This is a genomic window from Campylobacter sp. CFSAN093233 (assembly GCF_011068165.1).
GTDB lineage: Bacteria > Campylobacterota > Campylobacteria > Campylobacterales > Campylobacteraceae > Campylobacter_D > Campylobacter_D jejuni.
Genome location: NZ_JAAMWY010000005.1, coordinates 26,598 through 42,789 on the forward strand (window position 1 = coordinate 26,598; position 16,192 = coordinate 42,789).

At 31.8% G+C, this 16,192-nt stretch carries 12 protein-coding genes and 5 pseudogenes; 6 read left to right on the forward strand and 11 right to left on the reverse strand.

Annotated features, from left to right (window positions below; translation table 11 throughout):
* The first annotated feature begins 55 nt into the window (after positions 1-55).
* Positions 56-1,285: pseudogene (locus tag FBF15_RS09615) on the forward strand (DUF2920 family protein).
* A gap of 13 nt (positions 1,286-1,298) precedes the next feature.
* Here the strand turns inward: FBF15_RS09615 and FBF15_RS02995 are convergent.
* From FBF15_RS02995 to dcd, 10 genes and pseudogenes are all read right to left on the reverse strand, one after another.
* Positions 1,299-1,520, reverse strand: coding sequence for an acyl carrier protein (locus FBF15_RS02995; protein ID WP_002777644.1), 222 nt, complete (start codon positions 1,518-1,520; stop codon positions 1,299-1,301).
* Positions 1,520-2,581, reverse strand: a pseudogene (locus FBF15_RS03000) (beta-ketoacyl-ACP synthase III). The gene FBF15_RS02995 and the pseudogene FBF15_RS03000 overlap by 1 nt, the downstream one beginning before the upstream one ends.
* Positions 2,571-4,134, reverse strand: a pseudogene (locus tag FBF15_RS03005) (HAD family hydrolase). The pseudogenes FBF15_RS03000 and FBF15_RS03005 overlap by 11 nt, the downstream one beginning before the upstream one ends.
* Positions 4,134-5,010, reverse strand: a pseudogene (locus tag FBF15_RS03010) (class I SAM-dependent methyltransferase). The pseudogenes FBF15_RS03005 and FBF15_RS03010 overlap by 1 nt, the downstream one beginning before the upstream one ends.
* Before the next feature lie 25 nt (positions 5,011-5,035).
* The gene (locus FBF15_RS03015) at positions 5,036-5,260 is read right to left on the reverse strand and encodes an acyl carrier protein (RefSeq protein WP_032591391.1); all 225 of its coding nucleotides are present in this window, start codon (positions 5,258-5,260) and stop codon (positions 5,036-5,038) included.
* On the reverse strand, positions 5,257-6,042 hold the full coding sequence (locus FBF15_RS03020) for an AAC(3) family N-acetyltransferase (protein ID WP_052773645.1): 786 nt from the start codon (positions 6,040-6,042) through the stop codon (positions 5,257-5,259). The genes FBF15_RS03015 and FBF15_RS03020 overlap by 4 nt, the downstream gene beginning before the upstream one ends.
* Positions 6,039-7,349, reverse strand: a pseudogene (locus tag FBF15_RS03025) (DUF4910 domain-containing protein). Before FBF15_RS03025 ends, FBF15_RS03020 begins: the two are co-directional and overlap by 4 nt.
* Positions 7,342-8,472, reverse strand: a complete 1,131-nt coding sequence (gene pseC / locus FBF15_RS03035) for a UDP-4-amino-4,6-dideoxy-N-acetyl-beta-L-altrosamine transaminase (RefSeq protein WP_038816876.1) — start codon at positions 8,470-8,472, stop codon at positions 7,342-7,344. The pseudogene FBF15_RS03025 and the gene pseC overlap by 8 nt, the downstream one beginning before the upstream one ends.
* A gap of 1 nt (position 8,473) precedes the next feature.
* Positions 8,474-9,478 (reverse strand): UDP-N-acetylglucosamine 4,6-dehydratase (inverting), encoded by a 1,005-nt coding sequence (gene pseB / locus FBF15_RS03040; RefSeq protein WP_038816875.1) that lies wholly within the window; start codon positions 9,476-9,478, stop codon positions 8,474-8,476.
* Positions 9,479-9,526: 48 nt separating this feature from the next.
* Positions 9,527-10,087, reverse strand: a complete 561-nt coding sequence (gene dcd, locus FBF15_RS03045; RefSeq protein ID WP_002869981.1) for a dCTP deaminase — start codon at positions 10,085-10,087, stop codon at positions 9,527-9,529.
* A 147-nt stretch (positions 10,088-10,234) separates the two neighbouring features.
* Here dcd and accB point away from each other — a divergent pair, with 147 nt between their 5' ends.
* Both accB and FBF15_RS03055 read left to right on the forward strand, forming a co-directional pair.
* On the forward strand, positions 10,235-10,690 hold the full coding sequence (gene accB, locus FBF15_RS03050; protein WP_002853623.1) for an acetyl-CoA carboxylase biotin carboxyl carrier protein: 456 nt from the start codon (positions 10,235-10,237) through the stop codon (positions 10,688-10,690).
* A 1-nt stretch (position 10,691) separates the two neighbouring features.
* Positions 10,692-12,023 carry an acetyl-CoA carboxylase biotin carboxylase subunit gene (locus tag FBF15_RS03055; protein ID WP_002854112.1) on the forward strand — a complete coding sequence of 444 codons (1,332 nt, stop codon included), beginning with the start codon at positions 10,692-10,694 and terminating at the stop codon, positions 12,021-12,023.
* Positions 12,024-12,059: 36 nt separating this feature from the next.
* On the opposite strand, the gene salC is transcribed toward FBF15_RS03055, so the two are convergent.
* On the reverse strand, positions 12,060-12,875 hold the full coding sequence (gene salC, locus FBF15_RS03060) for a peptidylprolyl isomerase SalC (RefSeq protein WP_038816874.1): 816 nt from the start codon (positions 12,873-12,875) through the stop codon (positions 12,060-12,062).
* A gap of 64 nt (positions 12,876-12,939) precedes the next feature.
* On the opposite strand from salC, the gene gltX reads away from it, so the two are divergent.
* From gltX to upp, 3 genes are read left to right on the forward strand one after another with little or no spacing between them, the layout of a single operon-like run.
* On the forward strand, positions 12,940-14,331 hold the full coding sequence (gene gltX / locus FBF15_RS03065; protein ID WP_002874415.1) for a glutamate--tRNA ligase: 1,392 nt from the start codon (positions 12,940-12,942) through the stop codon (positions 14,329-14,331).
* A 1-nt stretch (position 14,332) separates the two neighbouring features.
* Positions 14,333-15,568, forward strand: coding sequence for a malic enzyme-like NAD(P)-binding protein (locus FBF15_RS03070; RefSeq protein ID WP_038816873.1), 1,236 nt, complete (start codon positions 14,333-14,335; stop codon positions 15,566-15,568).
* A complete protein-coding gene (gene upp, locus FBF15_RS03075) occupies positions 15,565-16,191 on the forward strand; it encodes a uracil phosphoribosyltransferase (RefSeq protein WP_038816872.1) in 627 nt (208 codons plus the stop codon). Before FBF15_RS03070 ends, upp begins: the two co-directional genes overlap by 4 nt.
* Position 16,192 lies beyond the last annotated feature (1 nt).

Below are 16,192 nucleotides of genomic sequence, written 5' to 3' on the forward strand. Positions count from 1 at the left end.
ACCTTTTTAATTTTTTGTAATATAATATCGATAAATTAATAAAAAAGGCCTTTATATACTCATAAACCAAAGCTTTGAAATTGATTCTTGTGATGATGTAGAATTAAATATAAAAAGAACTAGCAAACTTGAATACCGTATAAGTTATGATGATGAAAAAGAGATTAAAGCTATAGTTTTTATAATAGGAGGTTATGGAGCCAATGCAAATATATATTTTTTAGACTCTTATAGAAATTATATTGCTAAAAATTTTGATGTTGTAGCAGTGCATGTTTTTTATCATTGTTTTTGTCAAAGGCGTTCGGATGTTGAAAAGTATTCAACATTAGCAGATTTTACAAAAGATGATTTAAAATTAATAGAAAAAGTGCTTCGTAAATACAATATTCCATGTGATCAATTAGCCAATAATACTGTAGTTAGTCATTGTGAATATTTGAGCGAGATTATGACAGAATAAAAATGTTAAATCGATTGCCTTATGATTTTGAAGAAAGACTAAGTGCAACTTTTATTCCTTCGCGTGGAGAATATCAAAATTTTGGCATTATGGCAGCTATTGATCATATCAATGCTTTAAAAGATCTAGTTAAACGCTTTCCAAAACTTGCAGATTTACCAAAAATTTATGGGGGGGGGGTCTTATGGAGGATACTTAGCCTTGCTCATAGCAAAGATAGCTCCTTGGTATGTGGATGGTGTGATTGATAATTCGGGTTCGGCTGTTCCACCGCTTAATTATATTATTGGTAGAGAGTTGGAATTTAAAAGCAAAGATACTAATGGGGATATGTATATGCAGGGCGATCATTTTTTTGTGAGTTGTTTTCTAAAAACCCACTGGACGCGTAAAGAAAATTCACCTTATTTTTTTAATAATGAAAATTATTTTATTAGAACATTGTTAAATAAAGATCATTTAATTTTACAAAGTCAAAAAAATAAAAATATTATTTATGTGAGTTATCATAGCGATAAAGATCCTCTAACGCCTGCCAATTTTAAACAACAAACCATGCAAATATTAAAAATTTTAGGTTACGATGTAAGCTTAAATTTGATAGATGAAAATAAAATTGATGGAAAATTTATTAAAAATTTAGATCATGGTTGTGGTATACCTGATAAAGCCTTATTTAGAAAAGAACTTCCTTTAATGCTTGAAAAATTGCAAAAAAGAAAATCTTTCATGCAAGAAAATTCCATCTCTTATCCTTGTGGAAATAAAGTGTTTATGTTTAAAGATGTGGGAGATAAATTTGAATTAACGATAAAAGATTAAAACCTTAAAGGTTTTAATCAAGCTTTGCTAAATTGATTAAATCACTTACTTTTTGACAATTTTTCAAGTCCTCGGCTGTGATTTTTAAAGCAAAAAGATTTTTATAAAGCACCATCACAGATACAAAAGCCAAACTATCCCACTCGTCTATATCATCAAGTAGCATATCTTCATTTAAGTCTTCATCTCTATGCATAGCTTCTTTAAGCTCTTCTAAAAATTCAGTTTTTGTCATTATTTCTCCTTTGTGTAAATTAAAATATCTTTTGTGTATAAATCCTTGAAATTTAGCACGGCACTTCCCCAGCTAAGCCCTGTACCAAAAGCACTCAAACTCGCTTTAAATTCTTTTGGAGTATCTAGTTCACAAAGTAGGGCAGGTAGTGAACAAGCGCTTAAATTAGCGTATTTTTCCATGATGAAATTAGGAACTTTATCATCATTAAGTTTTAACTCTTCTTTAATACAATCAACCAAATACGCATTAGATTAATGAAAAAGATGAAAAGCAATGTCTTTTTCATCTACTTTAGAAAATTCTAAAATTTCTTTAAAGCTTTTAGGTTCGCATTCTAAAGCCATATTAAAAATATTTGCTCCGTCCATATAAGGATTTTCTAATTGTCTAAACTCCTCAGTTTGCATGAGCGAATCATCGTTAAAAATATCTGCTTTAGGTATTCTCATCGCACCTTTTGGAATGATGAGTTTATCAAAATGTCTTCCATCGCTTCCAAGTTCAAAAAAGGTTTCATTAAAATCCGTTTTTTCAATCAAAGTTGCACTTACTCCATCGCCAAAAATTGGAGCTAAATTCATATTTTTAGGATGGATGAATTTGCTTAAAGTATCCCCACAAACGAGCAAAATTTTACCTAAGCCACTTTGTATTAAAGAATGAGCGACAAATAAGCCGTATAAATACCCTGCACAAGCTTGTCCTAAATCAAAAGCTATGGTTTTAGGGCTTAAATTTAAAAGTTGGTGTAAATAACAAGCCGTAGAAGGCATGAAAAAATTAGGACTTTGAGTTACTACGATGAGTGCGTCAAGGCTATTTTTATCTATATTTAAACCTTGTAAAAGTGTATTGGCTGCGTGTTTGCCAAGATCGCTTACACAAGTGTTTTCATCACAAATATAACGCGTGTTTAAGCCTATGACTTTTTTCATTCTTTTAAGGGTTTTAATATCATTTGAAAAAACGCTTTCTAACTCATCATCAATGCAAATTTTATGTTCAGGTACGCTTACGCAAATGCCTGAAATTTTGGCTTTATCAAATCTAGTTTTCATGGATTATAAGTCCTTTAAAGTTTAAATTTTGAAATGAAACAAGGGCTGAGTTTTTTTCAATTTCTTTAGAAATTTGTTCTAAAAAGCTTAAAAATGGCATATTTCTTTCGCCTTTTTGATAGTAAAGCCTTGCATTATTGTTTTTAAGATCAAAGAAATGTAAAGCTAGTTCAAAGGCTTTAAAAAACATTCTAGTTTCAAGTTTTCTACCTAAAGCCCTACAAGAAATGCAAAGATCATCGATAAATAAATTTCCTTCTTTGCGAGAAAAAACAAAAATAGCGATAATCCCACTATCGCTTAATTTATCACTCATGCTCACACTTACAATGAGTTCTTTTTGCATGTGTTGTGCGACTTTTTCTTGATTTAAGCGTGTGTAATTAGCGATAAATTGATTGGTTTTGCCTAAAAGTTCGCTAATGCGAGGGATATTTTGCAGATCATTTTTGCTAAAATTTAAGCTGATTTCAAGATTTTGAAAATATTCTTCATCGCTTAAGCTTTTAAGCTCTTCTCTTAAAGCATTGGCTGCTATATCTTTGGCACGAATTTGATCTTCTTTGGTAATTTGAAAGTTTTAAAAGATTAGGAAAAAGTTTGATTTTATAAAGTATATTTTCATCGCATAAAAGTGTTTTAACGCCTGTAATTTTGGTATTTTCAAGCTCGGCGATATTATCATCTATAAAAAGCATAGCGTTAGTATTTATATTAAATTTTTTAGCAATTTTTAAGATATTTTCACCTTTTGGCTCCCAATTGATCATTCTAGCATCAAAATCATCCCATTGTAAGATGAAATCTTTCCTTATTTCAAAAAGTTTTTTTGCGTCTTTTTCTTCATTTTTTGAAGCTAGGGCAAGTAAAAACCCTTGTTTTTTAAAAGTTTTAATTTTTTCTTGTAAGGTTTTGTGCAAAGGACTTAAATTAAGATTATCTATACCCTCTTCACCTAAAATTCCTTGATACAAGGTATTATCAAGATCAAGTACAAGAGCTTTAAGAGCGGGTTTTACAAGTGCAGGGATGAGACTAAGTCCTAAAATTTGTGCCAAGAAAATCAAGGCTTTATTATTAAGCTTAGAGCCTGTAAGTTCTTCTTTAGCTAAGTCTAAAATATCTTCTTCATCAAAATACTCTTTTATGAGTTTTTCTATGTTAAAAATTTCACAATTTAAAATTTTTTTATCTGTTTTAAATTCTCCTAAACTAAGAACTAAAATAGGGTTTTGTGAAATTTTTCTTAGTTCTAAAAGTCTTTCTTCTATAAAATTTTGCACATTATTTTTATAGCGGGTTAAATCTAGCCATAAAAGTTCTAAACTAGCTTATTTAAAGTTATCAAAACTCAAGCTATCATCATAAGAGCTGAAATTAAACTCAGCTCTTAAATTAGCAAAATGTAAAAAAGGAGCAATGATGCTTTGCACTCCTTCAAAAGTATGATTTCTATGGATATTAATAAGAAGATCTTGACTTTTACTAAAGTCTAATTCTTTGGCAAATTTTATAAGCTCATTGCGTTTTAAATGAGGTGAAAAAAGATTCATTATTTTTCCAAAACCACTGCCATAACAATGGCATTTTTTGTTTTTAATGCTTTTTCTAAAGAATAATTATTTGCCATAAAATATTCGCATTCTTTGATTTTTAAACCTGCATTTTTAAGCAAATCTTTAACTTCATCAGGATGGGAAAATAAATAAATATGGTCAATAGCAGGAGCGTTGATAGGGATGGTTGCAAAAATTTCTCCACCATCATTCAGTAAAGTTTTTACATCTTTCATAAACTGTAAAGGTTGTTCTACGTGCTCCAAGACTTCTCCCATTACAACTAAATCTGCTTTATTGTTGAAATTGCATTTAGTGAAATCTTTACATATAAAATCACATTTAAAATTATTTTGATTAATTGCTCCAAATTGATTTTCTACCATATCTTTGCTCATTTGACAACTTATAGGAGAAATATCTATTCCATAATATTCTATAAATTTTTTGACTTCTTAGTGCTTTAACAAAAAATTCTCCATGACCAGGACCGATTTCAAGATAAGTGCTTTTTCGATCTTGTTTTTTATCTATATATTTAGCAAAATATCTTCTAACTTCAATATGAGCATTCCAAATAAAAGAAGATATAGCAAGTCCCACCATGTATTGCTTCATATAATTTTCATTGAAATATACCATATTTTTTACTTCTGCTAAAGTGCTATATCTATATTTTCCAAATTCTATAAAATATTTAGTTTCTTCTAGAGTGTCATTGAGTACAACTATATAACTTTTAGCTTGTTCTTCTAGATTGATGTTTAATGTATCTTTATAATAGATGATAAGTTTTTCTAAATCATTATATTCTTCATCTGAAAGTTGCAATCCATCTAAACATTTTTTATGCAAAGCATTTTTTTCTTCTATGAGTTTAAATAGTTTTTTAGTTTTTTTAACATAATTTCTCCTTAATAGCTTTTAAAAGTTCATTTTGAGATTTTAGCTGACTTAATTCATCTTTGCTAAATTTGATTTCAAATTCTTCTTCTAAACTCATGATGATATCAATATGAGCTAAAGAAGTCCAGTTCTTGCAGTTTTCCATGCTTAAATTTGTATTTTCATCTACTTTGGTTTCAAGTATATTTTCTAAAATTTCATAAAATTGTTTCATTATCGATCTTTCTTATATATGGCTAATTTATCATTGGTTAAGGCTTGACATATTGCTTGAACATATTCTCTAGTATTATAAATTTCTATAAAATTTTTAGCAAAATTTATTTTTTTATAATTTTGCGTTTCTTGAATTATAGGATTAATTTTATTAATATCGCATAAATAAGACTGTTGCAAATCTCTAACGTAGTAGTCAATAGTTATTGTTTTTTCTTTCCTTTTTTCGTTTATTAAAATACCTTTAAAATTTTTAAAATATCTACAAAAAGTTGTATTTTTTTCTTCTGCGTAATGAACTAGAGCGTGCCCTTCATTTAAACCAAAAATTATATATTTTCCATTCTCTTTGGCTAAAACTTCATAAACACAATTTTCCCCAAAACAACTTGTTGTATCTTTTAAAAATAATTCTTCTTTTGCTCCTTTTATAGCAAAAGAAAATATAGGATCGTTTGTGCGTTTTACTCCTGTTTGTTTGCGAAAATATTTATTTAATGCTCCCATTTTTGTTTTGGAATTTATTTTGTCATAAACTTCATTTTTGCAAAAACTATAAGTAAAGGTTGGCATGATCAAAGTGCCTTCCTGACCTATAACTTCAAAAAAACAATTGAGTATAGTCTGTAAAAATTCATTTCTAGAAAGCAAAGGTATGCCAAATTTAAAAAGTTCTGTATGTACACATAAAATATCGCCTCTTTTTATACCTAGTTGATAAAAAGCATCTATTAAATCCTTATCGGAGTATTTTTTGTCATTGTGTTCTAAAAAATATTTCATTTTACTAGTCCATAAAATTTTATTTTTTTCAAAAGTTCTTTAAATTCATAAGCTTGCATATTTAAGATATTGGCTATATCGATGATATCATTCTCTCCATCACAGTAAGCTAGAAAATTACAAGCTAAAGGAATGTCATTGGCAGTGCTAAGGGTATGATATAGTCCTCTTTTGCCAAGATTGGGTTCGCATACTATGGTGTTTTCATATACAGCGTTGATTTCTAGATTTAAAATCATTTCTTGTATGCTTTGAAGTCCACCCATTAAACCTTTTTCAGAGATAAAATTGAGATCATCTTTGCTGGTGTGGTATTGTTCGTATTCTAGGTATCTTGTGCGACATACTCCTACAATGCCAAGATTTACAAGCGGAGCATTGTATTGTCTTTCATCGCTTCCACGATCTAAAAAACTAAAAGCTTTGAAATTTTTTTTATTTTTAAGCGTATGCAAGGCAACTTTATCACTTAGAGTGTTTTTTTGGGTGTGTGTATGAGTGAGTAAGCATGATCATCGCCTAAGCAAGAAAGCACAAAGCCTGCTTTAACATGTTTTTTTAAATGCTCTAAATGTTTGCTAAGATAGACTATAGAGCCTATGGTTTCAGGAATGATGACAAAGCGGTAATTATACCTTCTTTCTTTTAAACTCAAAAGCCATTTTGCTAGGAAAATAGCCACCACAGGACCACTAAGCTCATTATTTGCCATGGAAGGATGACAAAGATAGGTTGAAATTAAAATTTCATCTTTTGAATTTTGCGTACTAGGTAGGATAAAATCAGCATAATCCAAAACCCCATTTTCATCATGTTTCGCATTGATATAGACTTTGTATTTGCCTTTTTTGAGTTTTTTTCTTTTATTATGCGTGAGATAAAATCCCCAACGTCTTTTGTAATAACTCGTTACATAAGGAATAGCATCGGGCATTTCTTCTATGGAGTAAAGATGATTTTGAAGTTATTCAAGTTCGATTTCTTTATCGATAGCTTCGCTATAATTTAGAAGGTGTAAATTATGCTTTTTAAAATCACAAATTTTTTCTCCTTCTGAGGTGATGATATAGGCTTCTTTAACATTCCATTCATCAGGGACTATCCAGTCAAAAACCTTTGTGCCACTTTTTATAGAGTGAAATTTGAGTATCCCCCCCCCGCCCAGAGTTTTATTTAAAATTTCTAAGCTATCTCTAAAACCTTGCCCTGTGATGCTTCTAGGGATAGGAAAAAGTTCGCAAGCTAGTTTATTACATAGCCTTTCCAGTTTGGCTAAAATCTTGGCTTCTAAAGTCTAGCTTATTCACAATATCCCTTTTTAACTTTTTCAAGAATGCTAAATAAAGTATCTTTTACAAATTTTGCATCTTTTAGATTCATTTCTTGATGACAAGGTATGCTAAGCTCGGCTTTGTAAAAATTATCCGCATTTCGGAGTTTTATTTCTCCTAAGAGTTTTTTATAAAAACTAAACTCATAAGTAGGTTTGTAATGCACCTGTACACCAACTCCTGCATGAAGCAAGCTTTCAAAAAGTTCTTCTTTTTGACAATAAAATTCAGGAAAAAGCAAGATAGGGTATAAATGTCTTGAGCTTTTTTTATAATTTTTGATTTTTATCGTGGAAAAATAAGGATTTTTTTCAAATTCTTTATCGTAAAAACTTGCAATTTCTTCTCTTTTTTCAAGATTGTGATCGAGTTTTTTAAGCTGGTTTATCCCTAAAGCACAAGCAACATCGCTTAAGCGGTAATTATAGCCAAGTTCTATCATATCGCTATCCCAAAGCCTTTTTTTAATGATACCATGGCTTCTTAAAAGCTTGATTTTGGTGATAAGCTCTTTATTATCACTCACCACAGCCCCGCCTTCAAAAGTAGTGATGGGTTTAACAGGATGAAAAGAAAAGATAGAAAGATCGGCTTTTTTTCCTACTTTTTCACTTTTATATAAGGCACCTAAAGCATGGCTTGCATCATCGATTAAAGGGATATTGTATTTTTTAGCAAGGCTTGAAATTTCATCTATTTCAACGCTATTTCCCCCAAAATCCACCACGCTAATAGCTCCTATATTTTTACTATCTTTTAAAAGTCTTGCTTCTAGTTTTTTTTCGTCAATATTGCCATCGTTTTTAATGTCGATAAACTCTACCTTAGCTCCAGCTATCAAGGCTGCATTAGCCGTAGCAGCGAAGGTTAAAGGAGTGGTTAAAACGATTTTTTCTTGGACACCTAGTGCTGTGTAGGCAAGATGAAGAGCTGAAGTAGCTGAGTTTAATACACAAGCGTGTTTTACGCCCACATATTCGCAAAGGGCTTCTTCAAATTCATCTACCTTTTTACCTCCAGTTAAAATTTCATCTTTTAAAGCTTTTGTAAGCGTATCTATATCGCTTTGATCGATGTTTTGATGAGAATAAGTAAGCATTTTAAAAACCCTCGGTGTGATTGATGATTTCTAAAAGTTCTTTTTCGCTTGCCCATAAAGGATTATTATCCGAGCTATAAGAAAAACCATCTTTTACCTTTTGCCCTTTTTCGCCTAGGGCATTGATACTAAAGTCATTATCTTTATCTACAAATTTAATACTCGGGCTTATAGCATAGTAGTTTTCAAATTCATAGGTTAAATGGCTATCATCGCTTGAAATCATGATTTCATGTAGTTTTTCTCCTGCTCTTATGCCTATGATTTTATGGCTTAAATTAGGAGCTAGAGCATGGGCTAGATCGGTGATTTTCATCGAAGGAATTTTAGGGATAAAGATTTCTCCTCCATGCATTCTTTCAAAATTACTCAGTACAAATTTTACTCCATCTTCAAGGCTGATCCAAAAACGAGTCATTCTCGTATCGGTGATAGGAAGTTCTTTAGCTCCTTCGCTGATGAGTTTTTTAAAGAAAGGCACCACTGAACCTCTTGAACCTACAACATTGCCATATCTTGTAACACCAAAGCGTGTTTGCTTGTTACCTGCTATGTTGTTTGCAGCGACAAAAAGCTTATCGCTTGCAAGTTTGGTTGCACCGTATAAATTTACAGGATTACAAGCCTTATCCGTACTAAGAGCGATACATTTTTTAACCCCATTTTCAAAACAAGCGTCGATGACATTTTGCGCACCGTGTATGTTTGTTTTTATACATTCCATAGGGTTATATTCAGCAATAGGCACATGCTTCATTGCAGCAGCATGTATAACAAAATCCACATCACGCATAGCAGCACTTAAACGCTCTTTATCTCTTACATCTCCTATGAAATAACGCATACAAGGAGCATTAAAAACGCTTGCCATTTCAAATTGTTTGAGCTCATCACGAGAATAAATGATGATTTTATTAGGTTTATAATTTTCTAGCAAAACCTTAGTATAGGTTTTTCCAAAAGAGCCTGTTCCGCCCGTGATTAAGATATTTTTTCCGTTAAACATTTTGCCTTCCTTTGCTTAAGTTTTTTAAAATTAAAGCAACAAGTGTTCCTATTTTAAAATTCTTGGCAAGGTTATGCCCGTTTGAGCTTGATACTTGCCTTTTTTATCTTTATAAGTGGTGTCACATTTTTCATCACCTTGTAAAAACAACACTTGTGCTATGCCTTCATTAGCATAAATTTTTGCAGGTAAAGGCGTAGTATTTGAAATTTCTATAGTAATATGTCCTTCAAAACCTGGTTCAAAAGGGGTAACATTGACGATGATACCACATCTTGCATAAGTGCTTTTGCCAAGACAAATAGCTAAGACATCATCAGGCATTTTAAAATACTCTATAGTTCTAGCTAGGGCAAAAGAATTTGCAGGAACTATACATACATCACCTTCAAAATCTACTACATTTTCTTCTACGAAATTTTTTGGATCCACTACAGTTGAATTAACATTGGTAAAAATTTTAAACTCACGTCCTACGCGTATATCATAACCATAGCTTGAAAGTCCATAGCTTACCACACCTTTTCCTATATTTGCTTCGCAAAATGGTTCGATCATCTTGTGTTCTAATGCCATTTTTCTTATCCAATTATCCGCTTTTAAGCCCATTTTTAACCTTTTAATATTTGTAATTGTTTGTAAGGATTATAACCTAAAAAATCTATATTTTTTATGATTTTTTTCTTTTTTAAAGTTAAATTTCAAGTTTTTTTATATAATACAAGGTTAAGTTCTTAAATTTTGTAGGAGAATTTTATGACAAAAGAAGAAATTAAAGAGTTAGTAAACCTTTTTGCTGAAGCAAATATTAGTAAAATTAAGATCAAAGAACAAGATGGTTTTGAAATAGAACTTGAAAGAGATATGTGCTGCGATGTTCCAGCTCCTGTTTGTCCTCCAGTTCCAGCTCCACAACCTATCAATGTAAGCGTTGTAAACGAAGCTCAACCTAGTCAAAGTGTAAAATCAAACAAACCAAGTATAAATAGCCCTATGGTAGGAACTTTCTATCAAGCTCCAAGTCCAGGTGCAGCACCTTTTGTAAAAGTAGGTAGTACGGTTAAAAAAGGCGATACTATAGCTATTATCGAAGCGATGAAAATCATGAATGAAATTGAAGCGGAATTTGATTGTAGGATCGCTGAAATTTTAGTTGCTGATGGTCAGCCTGTAGAATTTGGAATGCCTTTATTTGCGGTGGAGAAATTATAAAATGGAAATTAAAAGCATATTAATTGCTAATCGTGGAGAAATAGCACTGCGTGCTTTAAGAACGATTAAAGAAATGGGCAAAAAAGCAATTTGTGTGTACTCTGAAGCAGATAAAGATGCTTTGTATTTAAAATACGCTGATGCAAGCATTTGTATAGGCAAAGCAAGAAGTTCTGAAAGCTATTTAAATATCCCAGCCATTATTACAGCAGCTGAAATTGCTGAAGCAGATGCGATTTTTCCAGGATACGGATTTTTAAGTGAAAATCAAAATTTTGTTGAAATTTGTGCTAAACATAACATCAAATTTATAGGTCCTTCTGTGGAAGCTATGAATTTAATGAGTGATAAATCAAAAGCAAAACAAGTCATGCAAAGAGCAGGCGTACCTGTGATCCCAGGAAGCGATGGGGCTTTGGCAGGAGCTGAAGCAGCTAAAAAACTTGCCAAAGAAATAGGTTATCCTGTGATTTTAAAAGCAGCTGCAGGTGGTGGTGGTCGTGGTATGCGTGTGGTTGAAAATGAAAAAGATCTTGAAAAAGCGTATTGGTCGGCTGAAAGCGAGGCTATGACAGCATTTGGCGATGGAACTATGTATATGGAAAAATACATACAAAATCCACGCCATATAGAAGTACAGGTTATAGGAGATAGTTTTGGCAATGTGATTCATGTGGGCGAAAGAGATTGTTCTATGCAAAGACGCCATCAAAAACTTATAGAAGAATCCCCTGCGATTTTGCTTGATGAAAAAACACGCACTAGACTTCATGAAACTGCTATTAAGGCAGCTAAAGCTATAGGATATGAAGGTGCGGGAACTTTTGAGTTTTTGGTAGATAAAAATTTGGATTTTTATTTTATAGAAATGAATACGCGTTTGCAAGTTGAACACTGTGTAAGTGAAATGGTAAGTGGGATTGATATCATAGAACAAATGATTAAAGTAGCAGAAGGTTATGCTTTACCATCTCAAGAAAGTATTAAATTAAATGGGCATTCTATAGAATGTAGAATCACAGCCGAAGATTCCAAAACTTTCTTGCCAAGTCCAGGTAAGATTACTAAATACATTCCACCCGCAGGACGCAATGTCAGAATGGAAAGTCATTGTTATCAAGACTATAGCGTGCCTCCTTATTATGATTCTATGATAGGCAAACTTGTAGTTTGGGCAGAAGATCGTAATAAAGCTATTGCAAAAATGAAAGTAGCTTTAGATGAGTTGCTTATAAGTGGGATAAAAACAACCAAAGATTTTCATCTTTCTATGATGGAAAATCCTGATTTTATTAATAATAATTACGATACAAATTATCTTGCAAGACATTAAAATTTCCCTATTAAAGGGAAATTTTAATTGTAATTTTTATCTTAAATATTCTATATTGATTTTAGAGCGGAGTTTATCAAAATAATCCTGTATGAAATTTTGTCTTTGTTCGCTTACATAAGCGTTTAAAACTTCATTTTTAACTTGTTCATATTCAGGAGTTTGTGCCCCATCTTTGCTTTTAACTTCATAGAGTTCATAGCCATTTTTTCCATTTAAAACAGGGGAAAAGCCTCCAACAGGAATTTGTGATAAAAGCCCTAAAAGTCTTGGATCGGCATTACTTGTGTTTAAAGATGCATTTTGTGGTTTAAGGATTGTTTTTTTTGTATTTTTGATATTTTCTAAAGTTTGAGGATTGTTTGATAGATAAATATTTGCATTAATTTGTGTATAAAAAGTGAATTTATCTTTATTTTGTTCGAAAAATTTTTTTGCTCCATCATCACTAAAATCAGTTTTTGCCATACTTGCGATTTTTTCATAAAGCTTTCTTTTTTCTAAATCTTTTTTAAAATTTGCACGAAATTGTTCATAGCTTTGATTTTTGGATTTTAAATTTGCTTTGAAAGCATTTAAAGTCGTTTTGTTTTGAGTAAGCATTTTATTTATAGCATCATCAAGCTCTAGATCATTGACTACAATACCTAGTTGTTTCATTTGTGAAATTTCCATTTTTTCATTGATGAGTACGCCTAAAGCTTTATTTCTATCAATTTTAAGTGCTTTCATAGTTTGATCTATATCATAAGTTGTGATAGGCTCTTTATCTACAACTACGGCTATAGCATTAATGGTATTTGCACTAGCTAAACTTGCAAAAAATGCAAAACTTAATAAAATTTTTTTCATTTCAAACCTTTATTTAAGTATAAATATCGCATTATATCAATAAAAATTTAAGAAAAGGCAAAAAATGCACGAAAAACTTACAACGCGTTTTGCTCCAAGCCCAACAGGGTATTTGCACATAGGTGGACTTAGAACAGCTCTTTATAATTATTTATACGCTAGAAAAAATGGTGGAAATTTTTTACTTCGTATCGAAGATACGGATTTAAAAAGAAATTCCAAAGAAGCTACTAAAGCAATTATCGAAGCTTTTAAATGGTGCGGTTTAGAACATGATGGAGAAGTAACTTACCAATCAGAGCGTTTTGATCTTTATAAAGAATATGTTAAAAAGCTTTTAGATGAAGGTAAAGCGTATTATTGTTATATGAGTAAAGAAGAATTAGAAGAATTGCGCGCCAAGCAAGAAGCTGCCAAAGAGCGCCCAAGATATGATGGAAGATATAGAGAATTTACAGGCACGCCACCTCAGGGTATAGAGCCTGTTGTGCGTATTAAAGCACCTCAAAGCGGTGAGATTGTTTTTGAAGATGGGGTTAAAGGCGAGGTGAGATTTAAAGCAGAGGATATAATGGATGATTTTATCATTGCAAGAAGTGATGGAACTCCAACTTATAATTTTACTGTTGTTATTGATGATGCTTTAATGGGGGTAAGTGATGTGATTCGCGGAGATGATCATCTTTCAAATACTCCTAAACAAATTGTGCTTTATGAGGCATTGGGTTTTAAAATTCCTAAATTTTTTCATGTGGCTATGATACATGGAGAAGATGGTAAAAAGCTTTCAAAAAGACATGGGGCAACTGATGTTATGGAATACAAAGAAATGGGAATTTTACCTCAAGCTTTGCTTAATTTTCTTGTGCGTTTAGGTTGGAGCCATGGTGATGATGAGGTTTTTTCATTAGAAGATTTGAAAAAACTTTTTGACCCTTATCATATTAATAAAAGCGCATCTTGTTATAATGTTAAAAAGCTTGAATGGCTTAACGCTCATTATATTAAAACTTTGCCTTTTGAAGAGATTAACCGTCAGCTTAAGGATCTTGGCTTTGATTTATCTGTTTATGAAAAGGCAGGATTTTTACTTGATTTATTAAGAGAGCGTGCAAAAACCTTGCATGATATTATCAATGGTGCAAAAAGTATAGTTAATGCACCGCAAAATTATGATGAAAATGCAGTACAAAAATTTATTAACAAAAATAATTTAGAATTGCTCCAAGCATTTGCTAATACACTTAAAGATCAAAAAACAGGTAAAGATTTTGAAGATTTTACAAATGATTTTTTAGAAAAAAAAGAAGCAAAGTTAAAAGATTTGGCTCAGCCTATACGCATAGCTTTAACAGGGAGTGCGGTAAGTCCTAGTATTTTTGAAGTATTAGAATTTTTAGAGGTTGATGAGTGCAAAAAAAGAATAGAAAATTTTTTAAAAGTTAGAGGAAAATAAAATGAATTTAAAAGAAGAAGCTTTAAAATACCATTTAGGTGGGAAAATTGATATTGTACCAAGTAAGCCAATGGCTACAAGCCATGATCTATCTTTGGCGTATAGCCCAGGAGTTGCAGAACCTTGCCTTGAAATCGCTAAAGATAATGAGCTTGCTTATACTTATACAAATAAGGCTAATTTAGTAGCTATAGTTAGTGATGGTTCTGCTGTTTTAGGACTTGGAAACATAGGAGCGCAGGCTTCAAAACCTGTTATGGAAGGTAAGGCTTGTTTGTTTAAAAAATTTGCAAATGTCAATGCTTATGATATAGAAATTGATGTTCATAGTGTGGAAGAGATTGTAAATTTTTGCAAAGCTTTGGCTCCAACTGTGGGCGGGATAAATTTAGAAGATATAGCTGCTCCAAAATGTTTTGAAATCGAAGCGGCTTTGCAAGATTTAGGAATTCCTGTAATGCACGATGATCAGCACGGAACAGCTATTATTTCAACTGCAGGGCTTATGAATGCAATGGAGATAAGCGGTAAAAAATTTAAAGACATTAAGGTGGTTGTAAGTGGCGCAGGTGCCGCAGGTATAGCAAGTGCTAAGATGTATAGAAATTTAGGGGTTGAAAATATTATTTTAGTAGATAGCAAAGGAGTGATTTCTAAAGATAGAAATGATTTAACTCCTCAAAAGCTTGAATTTGCTGTTGATTCTAAGGAAAAGACTTTAAAAGACGTTTTAAAAGGAGCTGATGTTTTCCTAGGACTTAGTGCGCCAAAAATTCTTGATGATGAAATGGTTTTAAGCATGGCAAAAGATCCTGTGATTTTTGCTTTGGCAAATCCTATTCCTGAAGTGATGCCTGAAGATGTAGCTAGACTTAGAAAAGATACGATTGTAGGAACAGGAAGAAGTGATTATCCAAATCAAATCAATAATGTTTTAGGTTTTCCTTTTATTTTCCGTGGGGCTTTAGATGTGCGTGCAAGTAAAATCACTGAAAATATGAAAGTAGCGGCTGCTAAAGCATTAGCAGATCTTGCAAAACTTCCTGTAAGTGATGCAGTTAAAAAGGCTTATAATTTAAGTACCTTAGAATTTGGAAGAGATTATGTCATACCAAAACCTTTTGATGAAAGAGTAAAAGCTGCAGTAAGTACAGCTGTAGCAGCAGCTGCGGTAAAAGATGGTGTGGCTAAGGTAAAAAATTTTAACGAGAAAGCTTATTTTGAAAGCTTAAAATGAAAAATATTCATTGTATCAATCATCCATTGATCGAACATAAGTTAGGAATTTTAAGGGCTAAAGAGACAAAGCCCTTTCAATTTCGTATGTTAATCGATGAAATTTCATCTTTTTTGCTTTTTGAAGTGAGTAAAGATTTTTCTTTAAAAGAAATTGAAATTTCAACACCTATACAAAAAACTATAGTAAAAAAACTTGATGAAAAGATTATGATTTGTCCTATTTTAAGAGCTGCATTAGGAATGCTTGAAAGTGTTTTTAAGATGATTCCTGATGCAAGTGTTGGATTTTTGGGGTTTGTGAGAAATGAAGAGACTTTAAAGGCGGATTTTTATTTTCAAAAACTTCCCAAAGATGCAAAAAAACGCACCGCTATTGTTATAGATCCTATGTTTGCTACAGGTGGGACTGCTATAGAGGTTTGTAATTTTTTAAAAAGCCAAGGAGTTAAAAAAATAAAATTTATATCCATACTTGCTGCTTTACAAGGTTTGCAAAAATTTAGCCAAACGCATGATGATGTAGAAGTTTTTGTGGCTTGTATTGATGAAGGTTTAAATGAAAAAGGTTATATTATCCCAGGGCTTGGAGATGCAGGAGATAGAGTGTTTAACACTCTTTAAA